Here is an 18,894-nt window from a genome sequence, read left to right on the forward strand (position 1 = left end):
GGTAAAACTCAATAGTTACAGCAAATTATGCTTAAATGCAGCTATTCGTTATAGCGAGGTAAAAGCATGGAATTGTCGAGCTGGCTGGCCCTGGCGGCCATCTGCATCATGGGTGCCGTGAGTCCCGGCCCCAGCCTGGCGGTGGTGATGCGCAATACGGTGCGCGGCGGCCAGAGCCACGGTGTGCTTACGGCGCTGGGCCATGGCTTGGGAGTGGGGCTTTATGCTTTGATCACCGCCCTGGGGCTGGCGCTGCTGATCACCCGCAATCCGCTGTTATTCGATATTATTCGCTACGGTGGTGCCGCCTTTCTGGCCTGGCTTGGCATCAAGGCCTTGCTGGCGAAGCCACAGCCGGCAGTTACAGGGGAAAGTGGCCATGTCGTACGCGGCCGGCAGGGTGCTTTTGAGGGCTTTATGGTGGCCTTTCTTAACCCTCAGCTGGCCATTTTCTTTGTGGCCCTGTTCAGCCAGTTTGTGCGCGCCGATACCGGCTGGCAGCAGGGTGGCATCATGATGCTCACCGCCGGCGGCATTGATGCGCTCTGGTATGTGCTGGTGGCCTTGTTGCTGTCTCGCGGGCCTGTGCTGGGCTGGCTGCGTGAAAAGTCATTTATAATAGACAAGCTAAGCGGTCTGGTACTGCTGGCACTGGCGGTAAAAGTGGTGCTTTAGCGGGCTAAAAATAAATGCTCTTGTTGTGTGCTGGATCAAAGTTTGGTAGCCTTTCGCGGTCAAAAAAACAGCCTTTGTGCTCTGTGTCACTGATTTAATAACAGATAGAACCAACGGAAACAGCCCTTGAGCCCGATGTTGCACCTGCCCATAGCCGAGAGATGGCACGACCTGGCGTCGTTGTCGCGATCTGGTATGGACGGATTTGGTGTACTTGGTGCCCTTATGATGCTGGAGCTGGTGGGTGACTGGCTGCTGAGCTGGACCGGCCTGTCTGCCGATGTGTTTGAATATCAGGCACAGCTGGCAGATCTGCAGCCCCTGGATGCACTCAAGGCACTGCTGTGCACTTCCTTGCTGGTCTTTGCGCCGCTGTTGCTGCAATGGCTGTTGCTGTTGCTGCATTTATTGCTGCAAACCTTTAACTGGCCCCGGCTCACTCAACGCAAACCCTGCTTTTCTGCTTCAACCAAGCCGCGCCGTGCTCTGTTAAAAGCGCACAGTTGTCGCGCGCCACCTGTTTTCCCCTGCGGAGTCTGACAGTCTGACGACGTAACCATTACGTCCGTTTTGTCTGCGTCATTCTTCGCCATCGGGTCATACCCGAAAGTTCCAATATGGTCTTGCCGATAAGCGGCAAGCTAGACCCATAGGAATAGGGGAAGGTTTCCTTTGTTTATTCGAAAGTTAGTTAACCTGCTGCTGGCAGGGGCGGCGTCCTTTGCGCTGTCCGGCTGCGAAGGCGGCGTGCTGGATCCCAAGGGCCAGATCGGTGCCGACGAAAAGTACCTGATCATGGTGGCTACCGGCCTGATGCTGCTGGTGGTGATTCCGGTGATCGTGATGACCTTGTTCTTTGCCTGGAAATACCGGGAAGGACGCAACGAGGCTTATGCTCCCAAATGGTCTCACTCCACCAAAATTGAAACCGTGGTGTGGATAATTCCCGTCATTATTATCGTAATTCTGGGTGTTATTACCTGGCGCTCTACTCATGAGCTGGACCCGTATAAAAAGCTGGACCATGAGAAAGAGCATCTGGTGGTGCAGGTGGTGTCACTGAACTGGAAGTGGCTGTTTATCTATCCGGAGCAGGGCATTGCCACCGTCAACGAGCTGGCGTTCCCGAAAGACGTGCCGGTGGAGTTCCGCATTACCTCCGACACCACCATGAATTCCTTCTTTATTCCGCAACTGGGTGGCCAGATCTACTCCATGGCGGGTATGGAAACCCAGCTGCACCTGATTGCCAACGAGGCCGGCCGCTATGACGGCATCTCCGCCAACTACAGCGGCGAAGGCTTTACCGGCATGAAGTTTGACGCCATTGCCACCGAAGACGAAGCCGACTTTGACGCCTGGGTGAATAAGGTGAAAACGAGCGAACACACCCTCGATATGGCGGCCTACCGGCAGCTGGCCGAACCCAGTGAACACCATCCGGTGGAATACTTTGGCGATGTCAGCCCGAATCTGTTCCACAACGTTGTGATGAAATTTATGCAGGACCATCACCCCATAAAGGGCGATGCGCATTCCCATCATCATTCAGCCAGCACCATGACGGAGGCTGAGAAATAATATGTCGTTACTAGGTAAACTCACACTTGACGCCGTGCCCTACCATGAGCCCATTATCATGGTGACCCTGGGCGTGGTGGCCATTGCCGCCGTGGTGATCGCCTTCCTGATCACCCGTTATCAGAAATGGGGCCTGCTCTGGCGCGACTGGATCACGTCGGTGGACCACAAGCGACTGGGCATCATGTATATCGTGCTGGCCTTTGTCATGCTGATCCGCGGCTTTGCCGACGCCATCATGATGCGGGCCCAGCTGGCACTGTCTACCAATGGTGCCGACGGTTATCTGCCACCCGAGCACTACGACCAGATCTTCACCGCCCACGGTGTCATCATGATCATCTTTATGGCCATGCCCTTCATGATCGGCCTGATGAACATAGTGCTGCCGCTGCAGATCGGTGCCCGCGACGTGGCCTTCCCCTTTCTGAACAACCTCAGCTTCTGGCTGGCGGTTTCCGGTGCCGTGCTGGTGAATATCTCCCTCGGTCTGGGTGAGTTCGCCAAAACCGGCTGGGTGGCCTATCCGCCGCTGTCGGAGCTGGACTTCAGTCCGGGCGTGGGGGTCGACTACTACATCTGGGCCTTGCAGATATCGGGTATCGGTACCCTGCTCACCGGCGTTAACTTCCTGGTGACCGTGTTCAAAATGCGCACGCCGGGTATGAAGCTGATGCAGATGCCGATCTTCACCTGGACCTGCACCTGGGCCAACATTCTGATCGTGGCGTCCTTCCCCATCCTGACTGCGGTGCTGGGCATGCTGACCCTGGATCGCTACCTGGACTTCCACTTCTTCACCAACGCCGCCGGCGGTAACGCCATGATGTACATCAACCTGTTCTGGGCCTGGGGTCATCCCGAGGTGTACATTCTGATTTTGCCGGCCTTTGGTATCTTCTCTGAAGTGATCTCCACCTTTACCGGCAAGCGGCTGTTTGGCTACAACTCCATGGTCTATGCCAGCGGTGCCATTTCGGTGCTGGGCTTTATCGTGTGGCTGCACCACTTCTTCACCATGGGCTCCAGCGCCAACGTCAACGCCTTCTTTGGCGTCATGACCATGATCATCGCCGTGCCCACCGGGGTGAAGCTGTTCAACTGGCTGTTCACCATGTATCGCGGCCGCCTGCGCATTACTGTGCCGGTGCTGTGGACCTTAGGCTTTATGACCACCTTTACCATTGGTGGCATGACCGGCGTGCTGCTGGCGCTGCCCGGTGCCGACTTTGTGCTGCACAACAGCCTGTTCCTGATTGCCCACTTCCACAACACCATCATAGGTGGTGCCGTGTTCGGCTACCTGGCAGGCTTTGCCTTCTGGTTCCCGAAAGCCATGGGCTTTCATCTCGACGAAAAGCTGGGCCGAGTGTCCTTCTGGTGCTGGCAAATCGGCTTCTACGTGGCCTTTATGCCGCTGTACGTGCTGGGCTTTCTGGGCATGACCCGTCGCCTCAACAGCACCGACAACCCGGCCTGGAACTTCTGGCTGTACCTGGCCGCCGTGGGCGCTGTCTTCATTCTGATCGGCATTCTGGTGCAGTTCTACCAGCTGTATACCGCCTTCCGTGATCGCAAAGCGAACAAGGATCTGACCGGCGACCCTTGGAACGGCCACACCCTGGAGTGGTCCACCAGCTCTCCGCCCCAGTTCTACAACTTCGCCAAACTGCCCCATGTGAGCGATATCGACGCCTTTACCGACATGAAGGAAAAGGGCATCGCCTATCAGCCACAGAGCAGCTATCAGCCCATTCACATGCCCAAGAACACCGCCTGTGGTGTGCTGATTGCCGCCGCTGCCACTGCCGCCGGCTTTGGTGCCATCTGGCATATCTGGTGGATGGTGATTGCCGGTCTGGTGGCCAGCTTTGTTGTCTTCCTGTGCCGGGCCTATGACACCGACACCGACTATTACGTGCAGCCCGACGAAGTCGAGCGCATTGAGCAGGCACACCTGCGTAACGTGATGAAGGAGGCCTGATGGAAGCCGTATCCGTTGATCTCAAACAGGTGCATGAGCACCACGAAGAAGAGCACCACGACACCGGGGGCAATACCCTGTTCGGTTTCTGGCTCTATCTGATGACCGACTGCCTGCTGTTCGCCTCGGTGTTCGCCACCTATGCGGTGCTCTATATGAACACCGCCGGCGGTCCGGGTGGCCGTGAGCTGTTCGATCTCAAGTTCGTGGCGGTGGAAACCGCCGTACTGCTGGTTTCCAGCATTACCTACGGCTTTGCCATGCTCGCCGGCCACAACCACAAGCGGGGCCTGACCCTGCTGTGGCTGCTGGTGACCTTTGCGTTGGGTGCCACCTTTATCGGTATGGAGCTCTATGAGTTCCATCACCTGATTGAGTCTGGCAATGGTCCGCAACGCAGCGCCTTTCTCACCTCCTTCTTCACTCTGGTGGGCATGCACGGTCTGCATGTGACCGCCGGCCTGGTGTGGATGCTGGTGCTGATGGTGGAGCTGATGACGCGGGGCACAGGCCCCCGTACCCTGACCCGTCTGGGCTGCCTGAGCATGTTCTGGCACTTCCTCGACGTGGTGTGGATCTGTGTGTTTACCGTGGTGTATCTGATGGGGGCAATGGCATGAGTCACAACCATGACGCTGTGGATCACGGCAGTGTGAAATCCTATCTCACCGGCTTTGTGCTGTCGGTGATCCTGACCGCCATTCCGTTCTGGGCGGTGATGACCGGGCAGCTGAGCCCGGGGGCGACCCTGGGCACGGTTGTGTTGTTGGCCATTGTGCAAATAGTGGTGCACCTCAAGTACTTTCTGCACCTGAGCTTCAAGCCCGGCAGCCGGGAAAACACAGTGGCATTCCTGTTCTCCGCCCTCATTATCGTGATGGTGGTGGGCCTGTCGGTATGGATCATCATCAGCTCCAACGAAATGATGATGTATTAAGACGGTGTTCCGGCCCGGGCAACCGGGCCGGATACAGGCATAAACACGCGAACAAGGGGTTCATCCCAAGGGGCATTTTATGATTCGGCCTTATCTCAAGGTCACCAAGCCGGGCATCATTATGGGCAACCTGATCTCGGTGGCCGGCGGCTTCTTTATGGCCGCCCGCGGCGATATCGACTGGTCGCTGATGTGGGCTACCGTTATCGGGCTGTCGCTGGTGGTGGCCTCCGGCTGTGCCGTGAACAACTGCATCGACCGGGATATCGACGCCCGCATGCGCCGCACTCGCAACCGGGTGACCGTGACCGGTGAGCTGCCGGTGCGCACCGCGCTGGTTTACGGGCTGGTGCTGGGGGTGCTCGGCTTTGGCCTGCTGGCGCACTATACCAATGCCGTGGCAACTGGCTTTGCCGCCTTTGGCTACGGGGTGTACGTGGGCTTTTACAGCCTGTGGCTGAAGCGCGCCTCGGTTTACGGCACCCTGGTGGGCAGCCTGTCCGGCGCGGTACCGCCGGTGGTGGGCTACTGCGCCGTTGCCGGCCAGTTTGATGCCGGTGCCGCCATTTTGCTGCTGATGTTCAGCTTGTGGCAGATGCCCCATTCCTACGCCATTGCCATTTTCCGCTATGAGGATTATGCGGCGGCGAATATTCCGGTGCTGCCGGTGGCGAAGGGAATGGCCAGGGCCAAACGGCAGATAGTGCTTTATATTGCGCTGTTCTGTGTGGTGACCGCCCTGCTGCCGCTCAGCGGTTATACCGGCCTCACCTTTATGACGGTGGCCTGTGCCACCAGTCTGTGGTGGCTGGTGATGGCCTTTAACGGTTATCGCCGGGGGGCCGAGGAGCTGGGCTGGGCCCGCCGTGTGTTTGTGCTGTCCATCATTACCATCACCGCCATCAGCGTGACCATGGCGCTCGACTTTCGGGTTGCGCCCGACGCCTGGCTGGCGATGAATTTTTAAGCTTTTACCGGTTCTCTCCCATTTGGCCGGAGTAAGCAGCGTTACTCCGGTCCTTCTTTTGTTCTTGTCTCTCTTTCTGCTCAAGACATCTGGCTGCTGATACACTCTGGCAATGGTATTGTGTTGCACAGGTGAATTTGAATGCTGAGACCCCGCACCACACCGTCCCGTCTGTTGCATCAGCATCAGCCGCTGTCCGGTGACGATATTGGTGTTCTGTGCTGGAACGCCCAGAAACTGACCCAGGATGCCCGTTTTCATCAAAGCATTACCGATCTGACGTTACTTTACCCGACCAGCTTACTATTGCTGCAAGAGGCTCGACTGGCACCCTTGGGGGAAAGCTGGCTGGAAAGCTGGTCCTGGGCTGCCGCTCCCAATATGCAGACCCGCAAGCAGATGTTTGGTGTGCTTACCGCCGGACGCTGTGCCTTTGAGGATATACAGCCTTTGCTGACTCAAAGCCGGGAGCTGCGCTTTGCCACTCACAAAAGTTTGATCCTCACCCGTCATCCACTGCCTGAGGATGAAACCCTGCTGGTGGTCAACATGCATGCGATTAACTTTGTTCATGCGGGGCTGTTTCTTAAAGAAATGGAGCAGGTGCGTATTGAGCTGCTGCACCATACCGGACCACTGATTGTAGCCGGCGACTTTAATGCATGGAGTCGGCAGCGGCGCTTGTATTTGCGCCGTTTTTGCCGGGCGACGGGGTTACGTCAGGCAGTAATGGACAATGCCCATTATGTTAAGACGTATCTGCACCAACCGCTGGATTTTATCTTTTATCGGGATCTTAAACTGCGATCGGCGACAGCTATCGATATGCCAACCGTATCGGATCATAATCCTATTTATGCGCGATTTTTGCTTTAATGTCGCAATTTGACGACAAAATACATGATTTTGATGAAGAATTGCCAGTAAATTGTTAGTTAAAAAAGTAACTTTTTTTGCATTGAATAATTCTGTGTCAGAATCTGTCTCAGAATAATCCACTTTTTTTGTCTGGCAGGTCAGGTTGTTTCTGCGGAATACAGTAACACTCATAAAAGTACTGTTTTTCTGTGTGACTAATGTCGCAAAAAAGCATTGATTTACATTTTGTATACAATTTTATTGTGTTTTGTATCCATTTTAGGCGGGTGTAGTATTTATTTTGTTCCCGGGCAGGAAGCAGATTGCTTTTGTTACAGGAATAAATTTCGCAGTGGTCACCCAAGCGTGAGCCCGCATATAAAAGTAAATAAAAAGGAATATAAAATGCAAAAAGCCAAATGGGTTATTTCCGCAGCAGCACTGGTACTCGCCGCTTCCGCTAACGCCGGTTTCGGTGGTAACTACTCTTACAACAACAGCTACAGCAACGACTACGCCGACGTACAGGTGAGCAAAACCGTTTCTGAAGACGGCACCGTGTCTTTCACCAAGACGGTAACCAAAGCCAACGGTGAAACTTACACCTATTCCGTTGACAAGCAAGTGACTGAAGATGGCGTGACCATCAACAAGAACGTGAACGGCAACGAGTACTCCTACAAGAAGAACTTCTACCGTTAATAAAGACCGCCACTGAGACGGTCCTGGGGGTGCTGTGTTCAGCACCCTTTTTTATTGGTTTTTTCGGTAATAAGTATGAAACGCGCAATCTTGTCTTTGCTGCTGCTGGCCCCGTCAGCCCTGGCAGTTACCTGGAGCACGGATGATCAGCAACAGGTACTGGAACTGCATGGCAAAATAGAGCAGAACCTGGGTGTCCTGGGTTATCAGAGTGGCTATAAAGCCGAATCTCTTGGCGGCGATACCATGGCTTCTCTGGGGCTTTCCGGTGCCGGCCGGCTGAATGCTGATGTTATTTTAATTGGTGAAATGAGCTGGGATCTGTTTAATAACTCCCGCTATGGCGATCAGATTTATGCCGATGAAGCCTGGCTGGGTGTGCGCATCAAGGATAATTTTGAGCTGACCGCCGGCCGCAGTGACAGCACCTTTAATCAGCTGCGGGACAAAACGGACGTATTTAATCTGTTTGGCGGCAATGCTTATGCCTACCTGGTGGATAGCACCCTGGATGATCATATCAAGCTGACCTGGGCCAGCAATGGTTGGGATGTACGCGCCGGTTATGCGTTTAACGATGCCAACAAGCAAAGTGATCATGATGGTACCAGGGCTCAGTATGGTGGCTCTGTAGGGTACCAGGCTCAAAATGGTCTGGGGGCTGTGGTGGCCTATGAAAACAAGCGGGAAGCTGATCCTAACAGTGATGTCAGCAATATGGCGGTGGGCCTGAGCTATAGCACACCCGGTGGCTTTTATGCCGCCGTAACCCGGGGGCGCACCGACTTTCAACGTAACTGGCAGGTTTTTTCTCTTAAAGAGAACCGTGTTTACAGCATGCGCCGGGTAGATTACTGGGAATCAGTTGTTTCCTATTCCCGTGAAAAAATGGCGTTTGGTGTGGGTTACAGCCGGCAGAGCATGCGTGAAAATGCGCACCTGCATTGGGTGGATGAATATATTTTCGCAGCCGAATATTACCTGATGCCCAAAGCCAAGATTTATGCAGAGTTTATGCTGAACAAGATGGACGATCAGGACAACCTCTACGGCGTGGGTCTGCAGTATTACTTCTGATCCAGAGCGCAAGTCGGCCAAACGGCCAACTTCACGACACGCTTCAAGTACTTCCATGTAATGCTCGGCAAATGCCATCCTTGGCATTTGATCGGTCGTGAAGCTGCTCCCTTTGCCCTCCTTTCGAATATTGGGAGAGCGAATTAACCCAGAATAATATGGGGCAGATAGCGGGACAGATCCTGAGTAATGGGACTGGTGTCTTCGCGCATGGCAATGCCAGCGGGGGCATCGTCTACCAGCCAGCTGCCTACCAGAGCATGGCGGCCACCAAACACCGGCAGCGGATGCCAGGCCTGATAAATAAAGCCTTCCTCGCCGTAGGGGCCGTCCACTTCAGCCACCACCTCACCGTGGCGCACTATGCGTATATTGGCGCCTTCCCGGGAAAACAGCGGCTTTTGCACATATTCATGTAGTTGCGAACGGGCGGGATCGTCGCCGAAATAGGCGGGAAGAATATTGGGATGATTGGGAAACTGCTGCCACAGCAGCGGCAGTAACGCCTTGTTGGACAGCACTGATTTCCACATGGGCTCCAGCCAGCTTATCCGGCTGGACACCAGATGTTCGGCGTAGGCTTCCTCAAACATAAACTCCCAGGGGTAGAGCTTGAACAGCCAGTCGATGGTGTTGTCCCGGCTGTCGGTGAGCCAGCCACCTTCCCCCAGGCCGATGTCTTCTACAAACACAAAGGCGGTATTCAGCCCGGCTTCCCGTGCGCAGTCTTCCAGATACTGCACCGTGCCTCTGTCTTCTTCGGTGTCTTTGCAGCAGGCAAAATGAAGCCGCTGGCCGGCATGCTCCGGTGCCAGAGCCCGAAAACGGTTCACCAGCCGCTCCTGCAGCAGGTTGAACTGATCCGCGTCCCGCCGCAGCCGGCCGGCATCCACATTGTCTTCCAGCCAGAGCCACTGCCAGAAGGCGGTTTCAAACAAACTGGTTGGGGTGTCGGCGTTGTTTTCATAGAGCTTGGCCGGACCCCGGCCGTTATAGGCCAGATCCAGCCGGGAATAGAGGCTGGGATCCCGCCTGTGCCAGGAGTCGGCCACTTCCTGCCAGCGCGCTTCAGGAATGCCACAACGGCGCAGCAGCTGTTCGTCCCGCACTACTCTGTCTACCACTTGCAGGCACATTTGATGCAGTTCGGCAGTGGGGTCTTCTATGTCCTGCTCTATTTGCTTCAGAGTGAACTGGTAATAGGCGGTTTCATCCCAGTAGGGTTCGCCATACATGGTATGAAAGCCAAAACCCAGCTGCTCAGCCAGCGAGCGCCAGTGCGGGCGCTCGCTGTGTGCCACTCTCAGCATCAGCCGCCCCAGCCCCGGGAGCGGCTGCTTGCGCGTTTGCTGCTGCTCCAGCTGCTTTTGGCCTGAGCCGACGAGCCAAAGCCTCCCCGGGAAATGGTGCGGGTGACCTTGGGTTTGGGCTTGAGCGCTTCCCGGCTTACCGGCATGCGCTTGCCGTAACTGGCCTTGCCCAGCCGGTAACCACCGGCTGTGGTCCAGTGCCCATAGTAGGGCGAATAGGGGTTGCGTGAAGTATATACAGGGTGATGAATATAGCGGTTCTGGTCCAGCAGGCGGCCAAACATAAAGCCGGCCATGGCGGGCATAAACCAGTTGTTGCCCTGATATTGATAGGGCACACAGTTGCCGCCGCCAAAGTCGGCTTCACAGTCGTGCTCGCGGTTATATTTGGGTGCGGTATCGGCCGACTCTGCCAGCGCCTGCTGATAGGCGGCCCGGCATTGCTCGGCCTGCTCCGGATTGGCATTGCTGCAGTCTTCCGGCGACTGATATACCTGCACTTCCGGATCTTGCTGGCCGCAGGCGGTAAGCATGACTGAGCCGGCAATGGCAGCACTCACGGGTTTGCCAATGCGCTGCGTCATGCTGGTCAAGAGCTGGCGTCGGGAGCGTTTCATATTGCCTCCTCAGTAGGTGATGCAGGCAGCGTTGAGCAGGCCCACCGCCACCGACAGACCGCCCACTACGGCACCGGCCGAGACCTGGCCGTCATTAATGCGTTCGGCCACCTTGGGCAGAAACATCAGCCGCACTATCACAAAGGCCAGCAACTGGGCCACCAGCGCCACCACACCCCAGACGGCAAAGTCGAGCAGTGATACCGAGTTGGCAGCGGCACTGCCTACTGCCAGCGAGAAGCCCACAAAGGCACCCACCAGCGCAATGGCGGCAGCCAGGTTGTGATCTTCCTTGATTAACCGCCATTCGTCATAGGGGGTTACCAGCACATACAGCCACTTGAACAGCAGCAGCATGATGATGGACATGGCGAAATAGAGCAGAAACGGGCCCAGGCCCGCAAGAGAAGTTAACAGAGCGTCCATGAATATCCTTTTATTCCGTTGGGAAACAAGTTTTCTGTTGCTGCATCGCGTGGCATCAGCTCACAAAGCGCAAATCCGTCGGCCCCAGGTCGATACCGGTGGCCAGCACCAGGCTGTGTTCGGCCTGATTGCCGGTGATTTTTTCTTCGCCGGCCACCATCAGTATTTCGGCGTCATCGTTGTCCAGCGCGCGCTCATAGAGCATCACAAACTGATCGGTATCGCTGCGGCTGCCATTCTGCAGCCAGGTGGTCTCGGTCATGGCCACGGGCCTGGTATTGTCCCATGCCTTGCTGAACACTCGACCGTCCAGATCCCACTCGGGCTGCACCAGCTCAGTTTCCAGCAGGGTATTCCAGGCCTTGCTGCCGTCTACCGGTGTGGTGCGATAAAAATACCAGAGCTTGACCTCGGTCACGCAGTCGTCTGTGGTGCCGCCGCTCAGCAGCACCTGTACAAAGCCGTCGTCGTCGGTGTAAAAGCGCAGCAGCTGGTGGCTTTCATCCAGTATCACCCGGCCGACTGCCTGAATAATCTGAGTGCTGGCGGCCCCTTCAAAGGTGACCTGACTTTCAAGCAGCGACAGCCGCAGGGCGTCCAGCTCAATGCCGCCGCCCAGGCGCAGCCCCAGCACCTCCGGGGCCGGCTCTGTCTGGGGAGCCGCCGGCTGTATTTTCTTTTTCAGCCAGTCAAACATATTACTTGCCTAAAATGCGGGACAGCTCGTCTTCGGCTCCCGCCGACTGGCTGCCGGTAATGCCGGCGCTTTTCAGCTTCTGCTCCAGGGCATCGCCGCTTTCGGTGGCGGCGCGCTCGGCGGCCACGTCCAGCTCGGCCTGACGCTGGGTCTGTTTCTGCTTGATGCGATCCAGCGACTCCACCGCGGTTTTCATGCGGGAGTTGGCACCGGTATGGCGGGAAGAGACCGCCGCCTGGGCCTTTTGCACGCTGTCGGTGGCCTTGACCACATCCAGTTGCTGCTCCAGCTGGCGCAGGCGGTTTTTAGCGGCACTGATATTGTCTTTCAGTGTGCTTTCAGAGGCGGTGAACTGATCCAGATAGGACTTTTCTGCATCCTGCTCGTTTTTCAGCTCGCTCACCCGCTGAGCGCATTCCAGTGCCAGCTCGCGGTTTTCCCTGGCCATGGCGGCCCGGGCATGGTTCTCATAGTCGGCGATGCTGGCGCTGATGGCGTCCACCTTCTGCTGGGCCAGCTTGCGCTTGGCCATAATGCCGGTGAGAGACTCGTCAGAGCGGCGCAGCTCCTGTTTGGCCTCGCGAATTTCCTGCTCCAGAATGCGCAGGGCCTGGCTGTCGGCCACGGCTTCGGCGGCCTCGTTGGCACCGCCCTTGATGGCGGTGACCAGTTTTTTCCATACGCTCATGAGGTTACTCCTTGCAGATGGTCCTGATAGAGCTCGAGAAAGGCTTCGGTATTGCGGAACAGGGTTTCCACTTCTATTTGCACACTTTCTTCTTTTGATCCGGAAGACAGAGCACCAAAGGCAATGTAGTAGTCGTCACCGTTAATGTGGCTGATGCCCACTGTGGTCAGCGGAAACAGCTGATGGGTGCGAAGGATGGTGTCGTTCAGAGCTGCCGCATCGGTGACCACGCTGGCAGGAAACAGCAGGGTTTCGGCAATAATCTGCTCGCCGGAGACCGCCAGAAAAGCGTCCAGCCCTTCTTCATTGGTGATCAGCAAAGAATCATTTTCCAGTGAGCACTGCCAGCCGTGGCGCTTGGCCAGCAGGTCGTGCAGTTGTTGTGGGGTCCAGGACATGAGTCACTCCGTGTTGTTTGGGCCATAACCCAGACAAGATAGAACAAAGATGGTTCCAAAAACCAGCTTTGGCGGAGAGAAAGCAGATAAAAAACGAGAGCCATAAGGCTCTCGTTCAAGTGATGTCAGGAGGCACTCTCTGTAGATGCCACCTTGCTGCGCGGTGCCTGAGTCACAATGCCCTGTTCATAAGCCATGGCATGGGCCATGCGCGGGCCGGTCCAGAGCACTGGCAGCAGCAGCAGTGACACAGGGGCTGCGGTGATCACGATAAAGGACTGCAGCGCATTGATGCCGCCTTCGCCCATACGCAGCAATACCGCCGCCACCAGACCCATGGTGAGGGCCCAGAAAATACGCTGGCGGGTGCGCGGAGTGTGGTCGCCGCTGATGGCCATAGCAATGGAATAAGCCATGGAATCACCGGTAGTGGCCACAAAAATCACCGTCAGCACCAGAAAAGCAGGCACCATCAGCTCGGCCAGAGGCAGCTGCTGGGTCACTGCCAGCAGCGCCGCGGGCAGACCGCTTTCCTGCAGCGGGCCGGACACCACACCGGCGGCGGCCTGCTCGTAGAAAATGCCGGCACCGCCAATGCTGGAGAACCAGAAGTTGGTGACCAGGGGGGCCATCACCGCCACTGCCATCACCAGCTCGCGCAGGGAGCGGCCCCGGGAAATGCGGGCAATAAACAGCGCCATCATGGGGCCGTAACCAATAAACCAGCCCCAGAAAAACAGGGTCCACCAGCCCAGCCAGCTGTCATCCTGCCGGTTCAGCGCCATGGGCATAAAGTCCTGCAGATAGATACCCATGCCGTTAAGAAAGGCATCAATAATGAAGTTGCCCGGCCCTGCCAGAAGAATAATGGCCAGCAGGATCACCGCCAGTACCACGTTGGCGCTGGACAGCCACTGAATACCCTTTTCAATGCCGGTAGAGGCAGACAGAGTGTAAATGGCCACCAGACCGCCAAGAATCGCCAGCTGCAGACCATAGTTGTTCTCCCAGCCCAGCAGCGCCTCAAAGCTGAAGCCCAGCTGAGTAGCCAGAAAGCCAATAGGGCCTATGGTGCCGGCGGCCACCGCAATAATGGACACCACATCGGCCAGGGTGCCCAGCCAGTGGGTTTCCACCTTGTCGCCCAGCAGCGGATAGAGCAGTGTGCGCGGGCGCATGGCCAGGCCTTTGTGATAATGCGCATACACCACTACGATGGCAGAGAGAGTGCCCAGGGCGGCCCATGCCAGAAAGCCCCAGTGCATAAAGCTTTGGGCCAGAGCGGCAGACACCTGGGACACACCCGATTCAGACTCCGCAAACAGCGGCGGTGTGGTCACATAGTGATACATGGGCTCGGCGGCAGACCAGAACACGCCGCCACCGGCCAGCAGGGTACACATGATCACCGCCAGCCAGCGAAAGGTGGAGCTGTCGGGGGCGACGTTACCGCCCAGACGAATATCACCGTAGCGGGTCAGGCCAAGCACCAGGGCAATCACCAGGTTGGCCAGCATCCACACCTGCCACAGAGGGCCGAATACATCAATGGTCCAGGCAAAGCCCTGGTTGATCCATTGGGTCATCTGTTGCAGGTCAAAAAAGGCGAGAACTACGAAGAGGAGCAGGAAGCCGCCACTGAGGCCGGCCACCAGCCTTTGTTCATTAAGGCTGAGGTTGGAAACTTTCATCAATTCACTTTGTTCAATGCATGAACGCGCCAATTGTACAGAAAAGGCGCTAATAAGTGAAATTTAATTAGAATGCAAAGTAACCATCTGGCATGGCTTAGTACGGCAAGATCCCTTAAAAAGCCGAGGAAAATGCCGGTAACGCCTGAGTATAAGGTGTATTTTACTTTCTGACTGAAGAGTTAAATCAGGTTCTTTTCCATGGAAATATGCACGATACCCGCATCAAGAAATTCGTCTCCGTAAGGGGTAAATCCCAGCTTTTGGTAAAAGCCGGTGGCATACTTCTGTGCCCCCAGATAAACCCGTTTCAGGCCTTGCCGGCCGGCTTCATCCACCAGCGCCTGCACCACTCTGGCCCCCAGCCCCAGACCACGAAATTCCTTGCGCACGGCAATGCGGCCTATATGGCCGTCCTTCAGCATGCGACCGGTGCCGGCCCATTGACCGTCTATGCTCAGCAGCACATGAATGGCAGCATCATCCAGACCATCATATTCCAGCCCGGGATCAATGCGCTGCTCTTCGATAAAAACCGTATTGCGCACGGCACGAATGGCCGGCTGATGTTCGTTATCAAAGGATACAAGCTGAATATGCATGGCAGTCTCCACAGGTTATAAAAAACGGGTTTGGTAGCAAGATACCGGTTCAGACTCAGAATGACGATGTTTTAAACACAGTTTCAGCAGTCAGATGCCGGCCATCTCGGCGGCGGTCAGTGTGCGCCATTGACCTGCCGGCACATTCAGCCGAATATCGCCAATCTGCTCCCGGTGCAGACCGGTTACCCGGTTGCCTACCGCGGCAAACATGCGCTTTACCTGATGAAAGCGCCCTTCGGTAATGGTCAACAGCGCCTCGCGCGGGCCGCTGGCCTCTACCCTGGCGGGCTGAGTGGGCTTGGTTTCGCCCTGTAACAGCAGCCCTTGGGCAAAGCGCTCGGCCACTCCGCCATCCAGCGGATCTCTCAAGCTGACTCGATACACCTTGGCACAGTGTTGCTCGGGCCGCGTAATATTGAACGACCAGCGGCCGTCATCGGTAAGCAGCACCAGGCCGGTGGTGTCGGCGTCGAGGCGGCCGACAATATGCAGCTCGTCGGGCTTGTCGATATCCAGCCAGCGAAACAGAGACGGATACACGCCGTCCACATTGGAGCACAGGGTGCCGGCGGGCTTGTGCATCATAAAGTAACGAAACGGACGGGGCACCAGCCGCTGGCCGGCCAGGGTCACCAGATTGTTTTCGTGCACCTGAGTGGCCTCATGAGTGACCGCCTCACCGTTAACCTGCGCCTCGCCAGCGGCAATGGCCCGCCAGGCCTCAGTTCGGCTCAGATCCGTGCTTTTGCAGATGAATTTATCGAGGCGCATGAAAACCCGTTACTTTTTCTTCTGCAGTGCCGCTGCCAGGGCCGCGCCCATGGCACCCTGCGGAGCCGGTTGCTCACGTCGGGCCGGACGTTGCTGGCGCTGGCCCGCGGGTTTGTCGTTGCGGCTGCGTTCATTGCGGCGCGGCGCGGTTTTGCCCTCGGCATGGTCGGCGGCGCTCTGCTCCAGGCGCATGGTCAGGGCGATGCGGTTGCGCTGCAGATCCACCTCCAGCACCTTGACTCGGACGATATCGCCGGCCTTCACCACTTCACGCGGATCCTGCACAAAGCGGTCGGTGAGCGCTGATATATGTACCAGCCCGTCCTGATGCACGCCTATGTCCACAAAGGCACCGAAGTTGGTGACATTGGTGACGCCCCCCTCCAGCACCATATCGGGAATAAGGTCCGCGGGCTTTTCCACGCCGTCCATAAAGCGGGCGGTTTTGAACTCGGGGCGCGGATCCCGGCCCGGTTTATCCAGCTCCCTGAGAATGTCCTGCACGGTCGGCAGGCCAAAGTGCTCGTCGGTATAGTCTTTCGGATCCAGGGTTTTCAGCAGGCCGGCATTACCCAGCACGGCGTTGACCGGCTGCTTGAGCTGCTCCAGCATGCGGGTCACCACCGGGTAGGCTTCCGGGTGCACCGCCGAGGCATCCAGCGGGTTCTTGCCGCCCTGAATGCGCAAAAAGCCGGCGCACTGTTCAAAGGCTTTGGGGCCAAGGCGGGGCACCTTGAGCAGTTGTTTACGATCCGCAAACACGCCCTGCTCGTTGCGCCAGGCCACTATGTTCTGGGCCAGAGTGGGAGTCAGGCCCGAGACCCGGGCCAGCAGCGGGGCCGAGGCCATGTTCACGTCCACGCCCACGGCGTTCACGCAGTCTTCCACCACGGCATCCAGGTTGCGGGCCAGCTGGGTCTGGGATACATCGTGCTGATACTGGCCCACGCCAATGCTTTTGGGATCGATCTTTACCAGCTCCGCCAATGGGTCCTGCAGCCGGCGGGCAATGGACACGGCCCCGCGCAGAGATACATCGAGATCCGGGAATTCATTGGCGGCCAGCTCCGAGGCGGAATACACAGAGGCACCGGCCTCGCTCACTACTACCTTCTGCAGCTTGAGCTCCGGGCTTTGCTTTATCAGCTGCTCTACCAGCTTTTCGGTTTCCCGCGAGGCGGTGCCGTTGCCGATGCTCACCAGACTGACACTGTGCTTGCGGCACAGCGCCCCAAGAGTGCGCAGGCTCTGCTCCACCTTGTTATGAGGCTGGAACGGGTACACGGTGGCGTGCTCGAGCAGCTTGCCGGTGTTATCCACCACCACCACCTTGACCCCGGTGCGAATGCCCGGATCCAGCCCCATGGTCACACGGGCACCGGCGGGAGCGGCCATCAGCAGATCCTTGAGGTTAAGGGCAAACACGCGAATGGCTTCTTCTTCGGCCCGCTCCCGGGCCTGGCCCAGCAGCTCGGTTTCCATCTGCAGTGACAGTTTCACCCGCCAGGTCCAGCTGAACACGCCCGCCAGCCATTTGTCGGCGGGGCGGCCCTTGTCCTGCCAGCCGGCATGGCGGGCAATAATGGCTTCACAAGGGTGGCGCTCTGCTTCAGTGTCGACCACCAGTCCCAATGCCAGCACGCCCTCGTTGCGGCCCCGCAGCATGGCCAGCACGCGATGTGACGGTGCCTTGCTGATGGGTTCATTGTGCTCGAAGTAGTCCTTGAACTTGGCACCGGTTTGTTCCTGGCCTTCCACCACCCGGGCCCGCAGCTGGCCGTGCTGTTGCAGGTAGCCGCGCACCGCTTCCAGCAGATCCGCCTGCTCGGCCAGACGCTCCATCAGTATGTATTTGGCACCGTCCAGTGCTGCCTTGGCATCGGTCACGCCGGCCTCGGCATTGATGAACTGCTCTGCCAGCCGCTGTGGATCCTGACCGGGGTCGGTAAACAGAGTATCGGCCAGCGGTGCCAGGCCGGCCTCAATGGCAATCTGGCCCTTGGTGCGACGTTTGGGTTTGTAGGGCAGGTAAAGGTCTTCCAGCCGGGTTTTGGTGTCGGCGGCCAGCAGCTCGGCTTTCAGTTCCGGGCTCAGTTTGCCCTGTTCGTCTACCGATTTGAGGATCACCGCCCGTCTGTCTTCCAGCTCGCGCAGATAGCCGAGGCGGCTGTCGAGGGTGCGCAGCTGAGTGTCGTCCAGGCCGCCGGTGGCTTCCTTGCGGTAGCGGGCAATAAAGGGCACTGTGGCCCCTTCGTCCAGCAGCCTGACGGCGGCATCCACCTGAGACTGAGGCACGGCCAGTTCATTGGCCAGAATGTGGTTTATGGTGTTCATCAGCTTGTGCTCCGGCAGCGGGGGCTTGCCCGGCTTGCAGTCAATTGAAAAAGCAGGGCGAGCATTATGAAACAGAACCGCCGGCTAAACAAAACATGGCCGGCGCTGACAGCCGGCCACAAAAAAGGGGCCCGCAGGCCCCGGATTCATCATTAACACTTATTGCAGAGCGCTGGCTCTGTCCTGCAGCTCGGGATCCGTCTGCAGGCGGGCGGCAATGGCATTGTAGGTGGGTGCGTCAAGATCGTGCTTTTCCACTGCCTTTATCATTTCTTCCTGAGCCTGCATCTGCAGCTCCTGTGCTTTTTGCTGATCCTGCTCCTGATTCAGTTTTTGCGAAAATTCATCGCGAATTTGAGCCACTTCTTCATTGGCTTTCACAAACTTTTTCAGCTCGCCATCAGTCACGGGTGCTGCAGCCTGGCCTTGTTCAAACTGCTGGGCCGGTGCACTGGTTTGCGGTGCCGGTGCCTGCTGAGCCATGGCGGCGGTGGCGGTCATGCCGAAGGTGGCAAAGGCAATGGCAGTGGTCAAGGTTTTGAGCTTGGTCATAAAAGCACTCCTCTGGTTGAAAGT

The 18,894-nt window shown here is 57.2% G+C and carries 21 protein-coding genes; 10 read left to right on the plus strand and 11 right to left on the minus strand.

The genetic code is table 11. The features are described 5' to 3' along the window. Positions 1–66: 66 nt before the first annotated feature. From G364_RS0108625 to G364_RS0108670, 10 genes are all read left to right on the plus strand, one after another. On the plus strand, positions 67–675 hold the full coding sequence (locus tag G364_RS0108625; RefSeq protein WP_019934743.1) for a LysE family translocator: 609 nt from the start codon (positions 67–69) through the stop codon (positions 673–675). A gap of 135 nt (positions 676–810) precedes the next feature. Continuing rightward, positions 811–1,215, plus strand: coding sequence for a hypothetical protein (locus G364_RS0108630; protein WP_040614562.1), 405 nt, complete (start codon positions 811–813; stop codon positions 1,213–1,215). Positions 1,216–1,347: 132 nt separating this feature from the next. Continuing rightward, the gene (cyoA, locus tag G364_RS0108635; RefSeq protein ID WP_019934745.1) at positions 1,348–2,256 is read left to right on the plus strand and encodes a ubiquinol oxidase subunit II; all 909 of its coding nucleotides are present in this window, start codon (positions 1,348–1,350) and stop codon (positions 2,254–2,256) included. 1 nt (position 2,257) lies between these two features. After that, positions 2,258–4,240 (plus strand): cytochrome o ubiquinol oxidase subunit I, encoded by a 1,983-nt coding sequence (cyoB, locus tag G364_RS0108640; RefSeq protein WP_026344798.1) that lies wholly within the window; start codon positions 2,258–2,260, stop codon positions 4,238–4,240. Next, positions 4,240–4,860: a cytochrome o ubiquinol oxidase subunit III gene (gene cyoC / locus G364_RS0108645; RefSeq protein ID WP_019934747.1), complete on the plus strand. Its 621-nt coding sequence runs from the start codon at positions 4,240–4,242 to the stop codon at positions 4,858–4,860. Before cyoB ends, cyoC begins: the two co-directional genes overlap by 1 nt. Further along, positions 4,857–5,177 (plus strand): cytochrome o ubiquinol oxidase subunit IV, encoded by a 321-nt coding sequence (gene cyoD, locus G364_RS0108650; RefSeq protein WP_019934748.1) that lies wholly within the window; start codon positions 4,857–4,859, stop codon positions 5,175–5,177. Before cyoC ends, cyoD begins: the two co-directional genes overlap by 4 nt. A 79-nt stretch (positions 5,178–5,256) precedes the next feature. Beyond that, positions 5,257–6,144, plus strand: coding sequence for a heme o synthase (gene cyoE / locus G364_RS0108655; RefSeq protein ID WP_019934749.1), 888 nt, complete (start codon positions 5,257–5,259; stop codon positions 6,142–6,144). A 141-nt stretch (positions 6,145–6,285) separates the two neighbouring features. After that, positions 6,286–7,020, plus strand: coding sequence for an endonuclease/exonuclease/phosphatase family protein (locus tag G364_RS0108660; protein ID WP_019934750.1), 735 nt, complete (start codon positions 6,286–6,288; stop codon positions 7,018–7,020). A 387-nt stretch (positions 7,021–7,407) separates the two neighbouring features. Next, positions 7,408–7,704: a hypothetical protein gene (locus G364_RS0108665; RefSeq protein ID WP_019934751.1), complete on the plus strand. Its 297-nt coding sequence runs from the start codon at positions 7,408–7,410 to the stop codon at positions 7,702–7,704. Positions 7,705–7,779: 75 nt separating this feature from the next. Further along, a complete protein-coding gene (locus G364_RS0108670; protein ID WP_019934752.1) occupies positions 7,780–8,781 on the plus strand; it encodes a porin in 1,002 nt (333 codons plus the stop codon). Positions 8,782–8,924: 143 nt separating this feature from the next. On the opposite strand, the gene G364_RS0108675 is transcribed toward G364_RS0108670, so the two are convergent. The 11 genes from G364_RS0108675 to G364_RS0108725 all read right to left on the minus strand — a co-directional run bounded on the left by G364_RS0108675 (position 8,925) and on the right by G364_RS0108725 (position 18,870). Continuing rightward, on the minus strand, positions 8,925–10,091 hold the full coding sequence (locus G364_RS0108675; RefSeq protein WP_019934753.1) for a glutathionylspermidine synthase family protein: 1,167 nt from the start codon (positions 10,089–10,091) through the stop codon (positions 8,925–8,927). Then, entirely contained in the window at positions 10,091–10,708 is a 618-nt protein-coding gene (locus G364_RS0108680; protein WP_019934754.1) for a DUF1190 domain-containing protein, read from the minus strand. Before G364_RS0108680 ends, G364_RS0108675 begins: the two co-directional genes overlap by 1 nt. 9 nt (positions 10,709–10,717) lie before the next feature. Beyond that, positions 10,718–11,134, minus strand: coding sequence for a DUF350 domain-containing protein (locus G364_RS0108685; RefSeq protein ID WP_019934755.1), 417 nt, complete (start codon positions 11,132–11,134; stop codon positions 10,718–10,720). Positions 11,135–11,189: 55 nt separating this feature from the next. Continuing rightward, the gene (locus G364_RS0108690; protein WP_019934756.1) at positions 11,190–11,831 is read right to left on the minus strand and encodes a YjfK family protein; all 642 of its coding nucleotides are present in this window, start codon (positions 11,829–11,831) and stop codon (positions 11,190–11,192) included. 1 nt (position 11,832) lies between these two features. Next, on the minus strand, positions 11,833–12,519 hold the full coding sequence (locus G364_RS0108695) for a PspA/IM30 family protein (protein WP_019934757.1): 687 nt from the start codon (positions 12,517–12,519) through the stop codon (positions 11,833–11,835). After that, positions 12,516–12,917: a YjfI family protein gene (locus G364_RS0108700; protein ID WP_019934758.1), complete on the minus strand. Its 402-nt coding sequence runs from the start codon at positions 12,915–12,917 to the stop codon at positions 12,516–12,518. The genes G364_RS0108695 and G364_RS0108700 overlap by 4 nt, the downstream gene beginning before the upstream one ends. Before the next feature lie 125 nt (positions 12,918–13,042). After that, on the minus strand, positions 13,043–14,608 hold the full coding sequence (locus tag G364_RS0108705; RefSeq protein ID WP_019934759.1) for a BCCT family transporter: 1,566 nt from the start codon (positions 14,606–14,608) through the stop codon (positions 13,043–13,045). 182 nt (positions 14,609–14,790) lie between these two features. Next, positions 14,791–15,210, minus strand: coding sequence for a GNAT family N-acetyltransferase (locus tag G364_RS0108710; RefSeq protein ID WP_019934760.1), 420 nt, complete (start codon positions 15,208–15,210; stop codon positions 14,791–14,793). A gap of 90 nt (positions 15,211–15,300) precedes the next feature. Then, positions 15,301–15,984, minus strand: a complete 684-nt coding sequence (locus G364_RS0108715) for a pseudouridine synthase (protein WP_019934761.1) — start codon at positions 15,982–15,984, stop codon at positions 15,301–15,303. A 9-nt stretch (positions 15,985–15,993) separates the two neighbouring features. Then, positions 15,994–18,318, minus strand: a complete 2,325-nt coding sequence (locus G364_RS0108720) for a Tex family protein (RefSeq protein ID WP_019934762.1) — start codon at positions 18,316–18,318, stop codon at positions 15,994–15,996. 159 nt (positions 18,319–18,477) lie between these two features. Beyond that, positions 18,478–18,870 (minus strand): DUF4168 domain-containing protein, encoded by a 393-nt coding sequence (locus G364_RS0108725; protein WP_019934763.1) that lies wholly within the window; start codon positions 18,868–18,870, stop codon positions 18,478–18,480. Positions 18,871–18,894: the final 24 nt, after the last annotated feature.

Source organism: Oceanimonas smirnovii ATCC BAA-899, from assembly GCF_000381965.1.
Taxonomy (GTDB): Bacteria; Pseudomonadota; Gammaproteobacteria; order Enterobacterales; family Aeromonadaceae; genus Oceanimonas; species Oceanimonas smirnovii.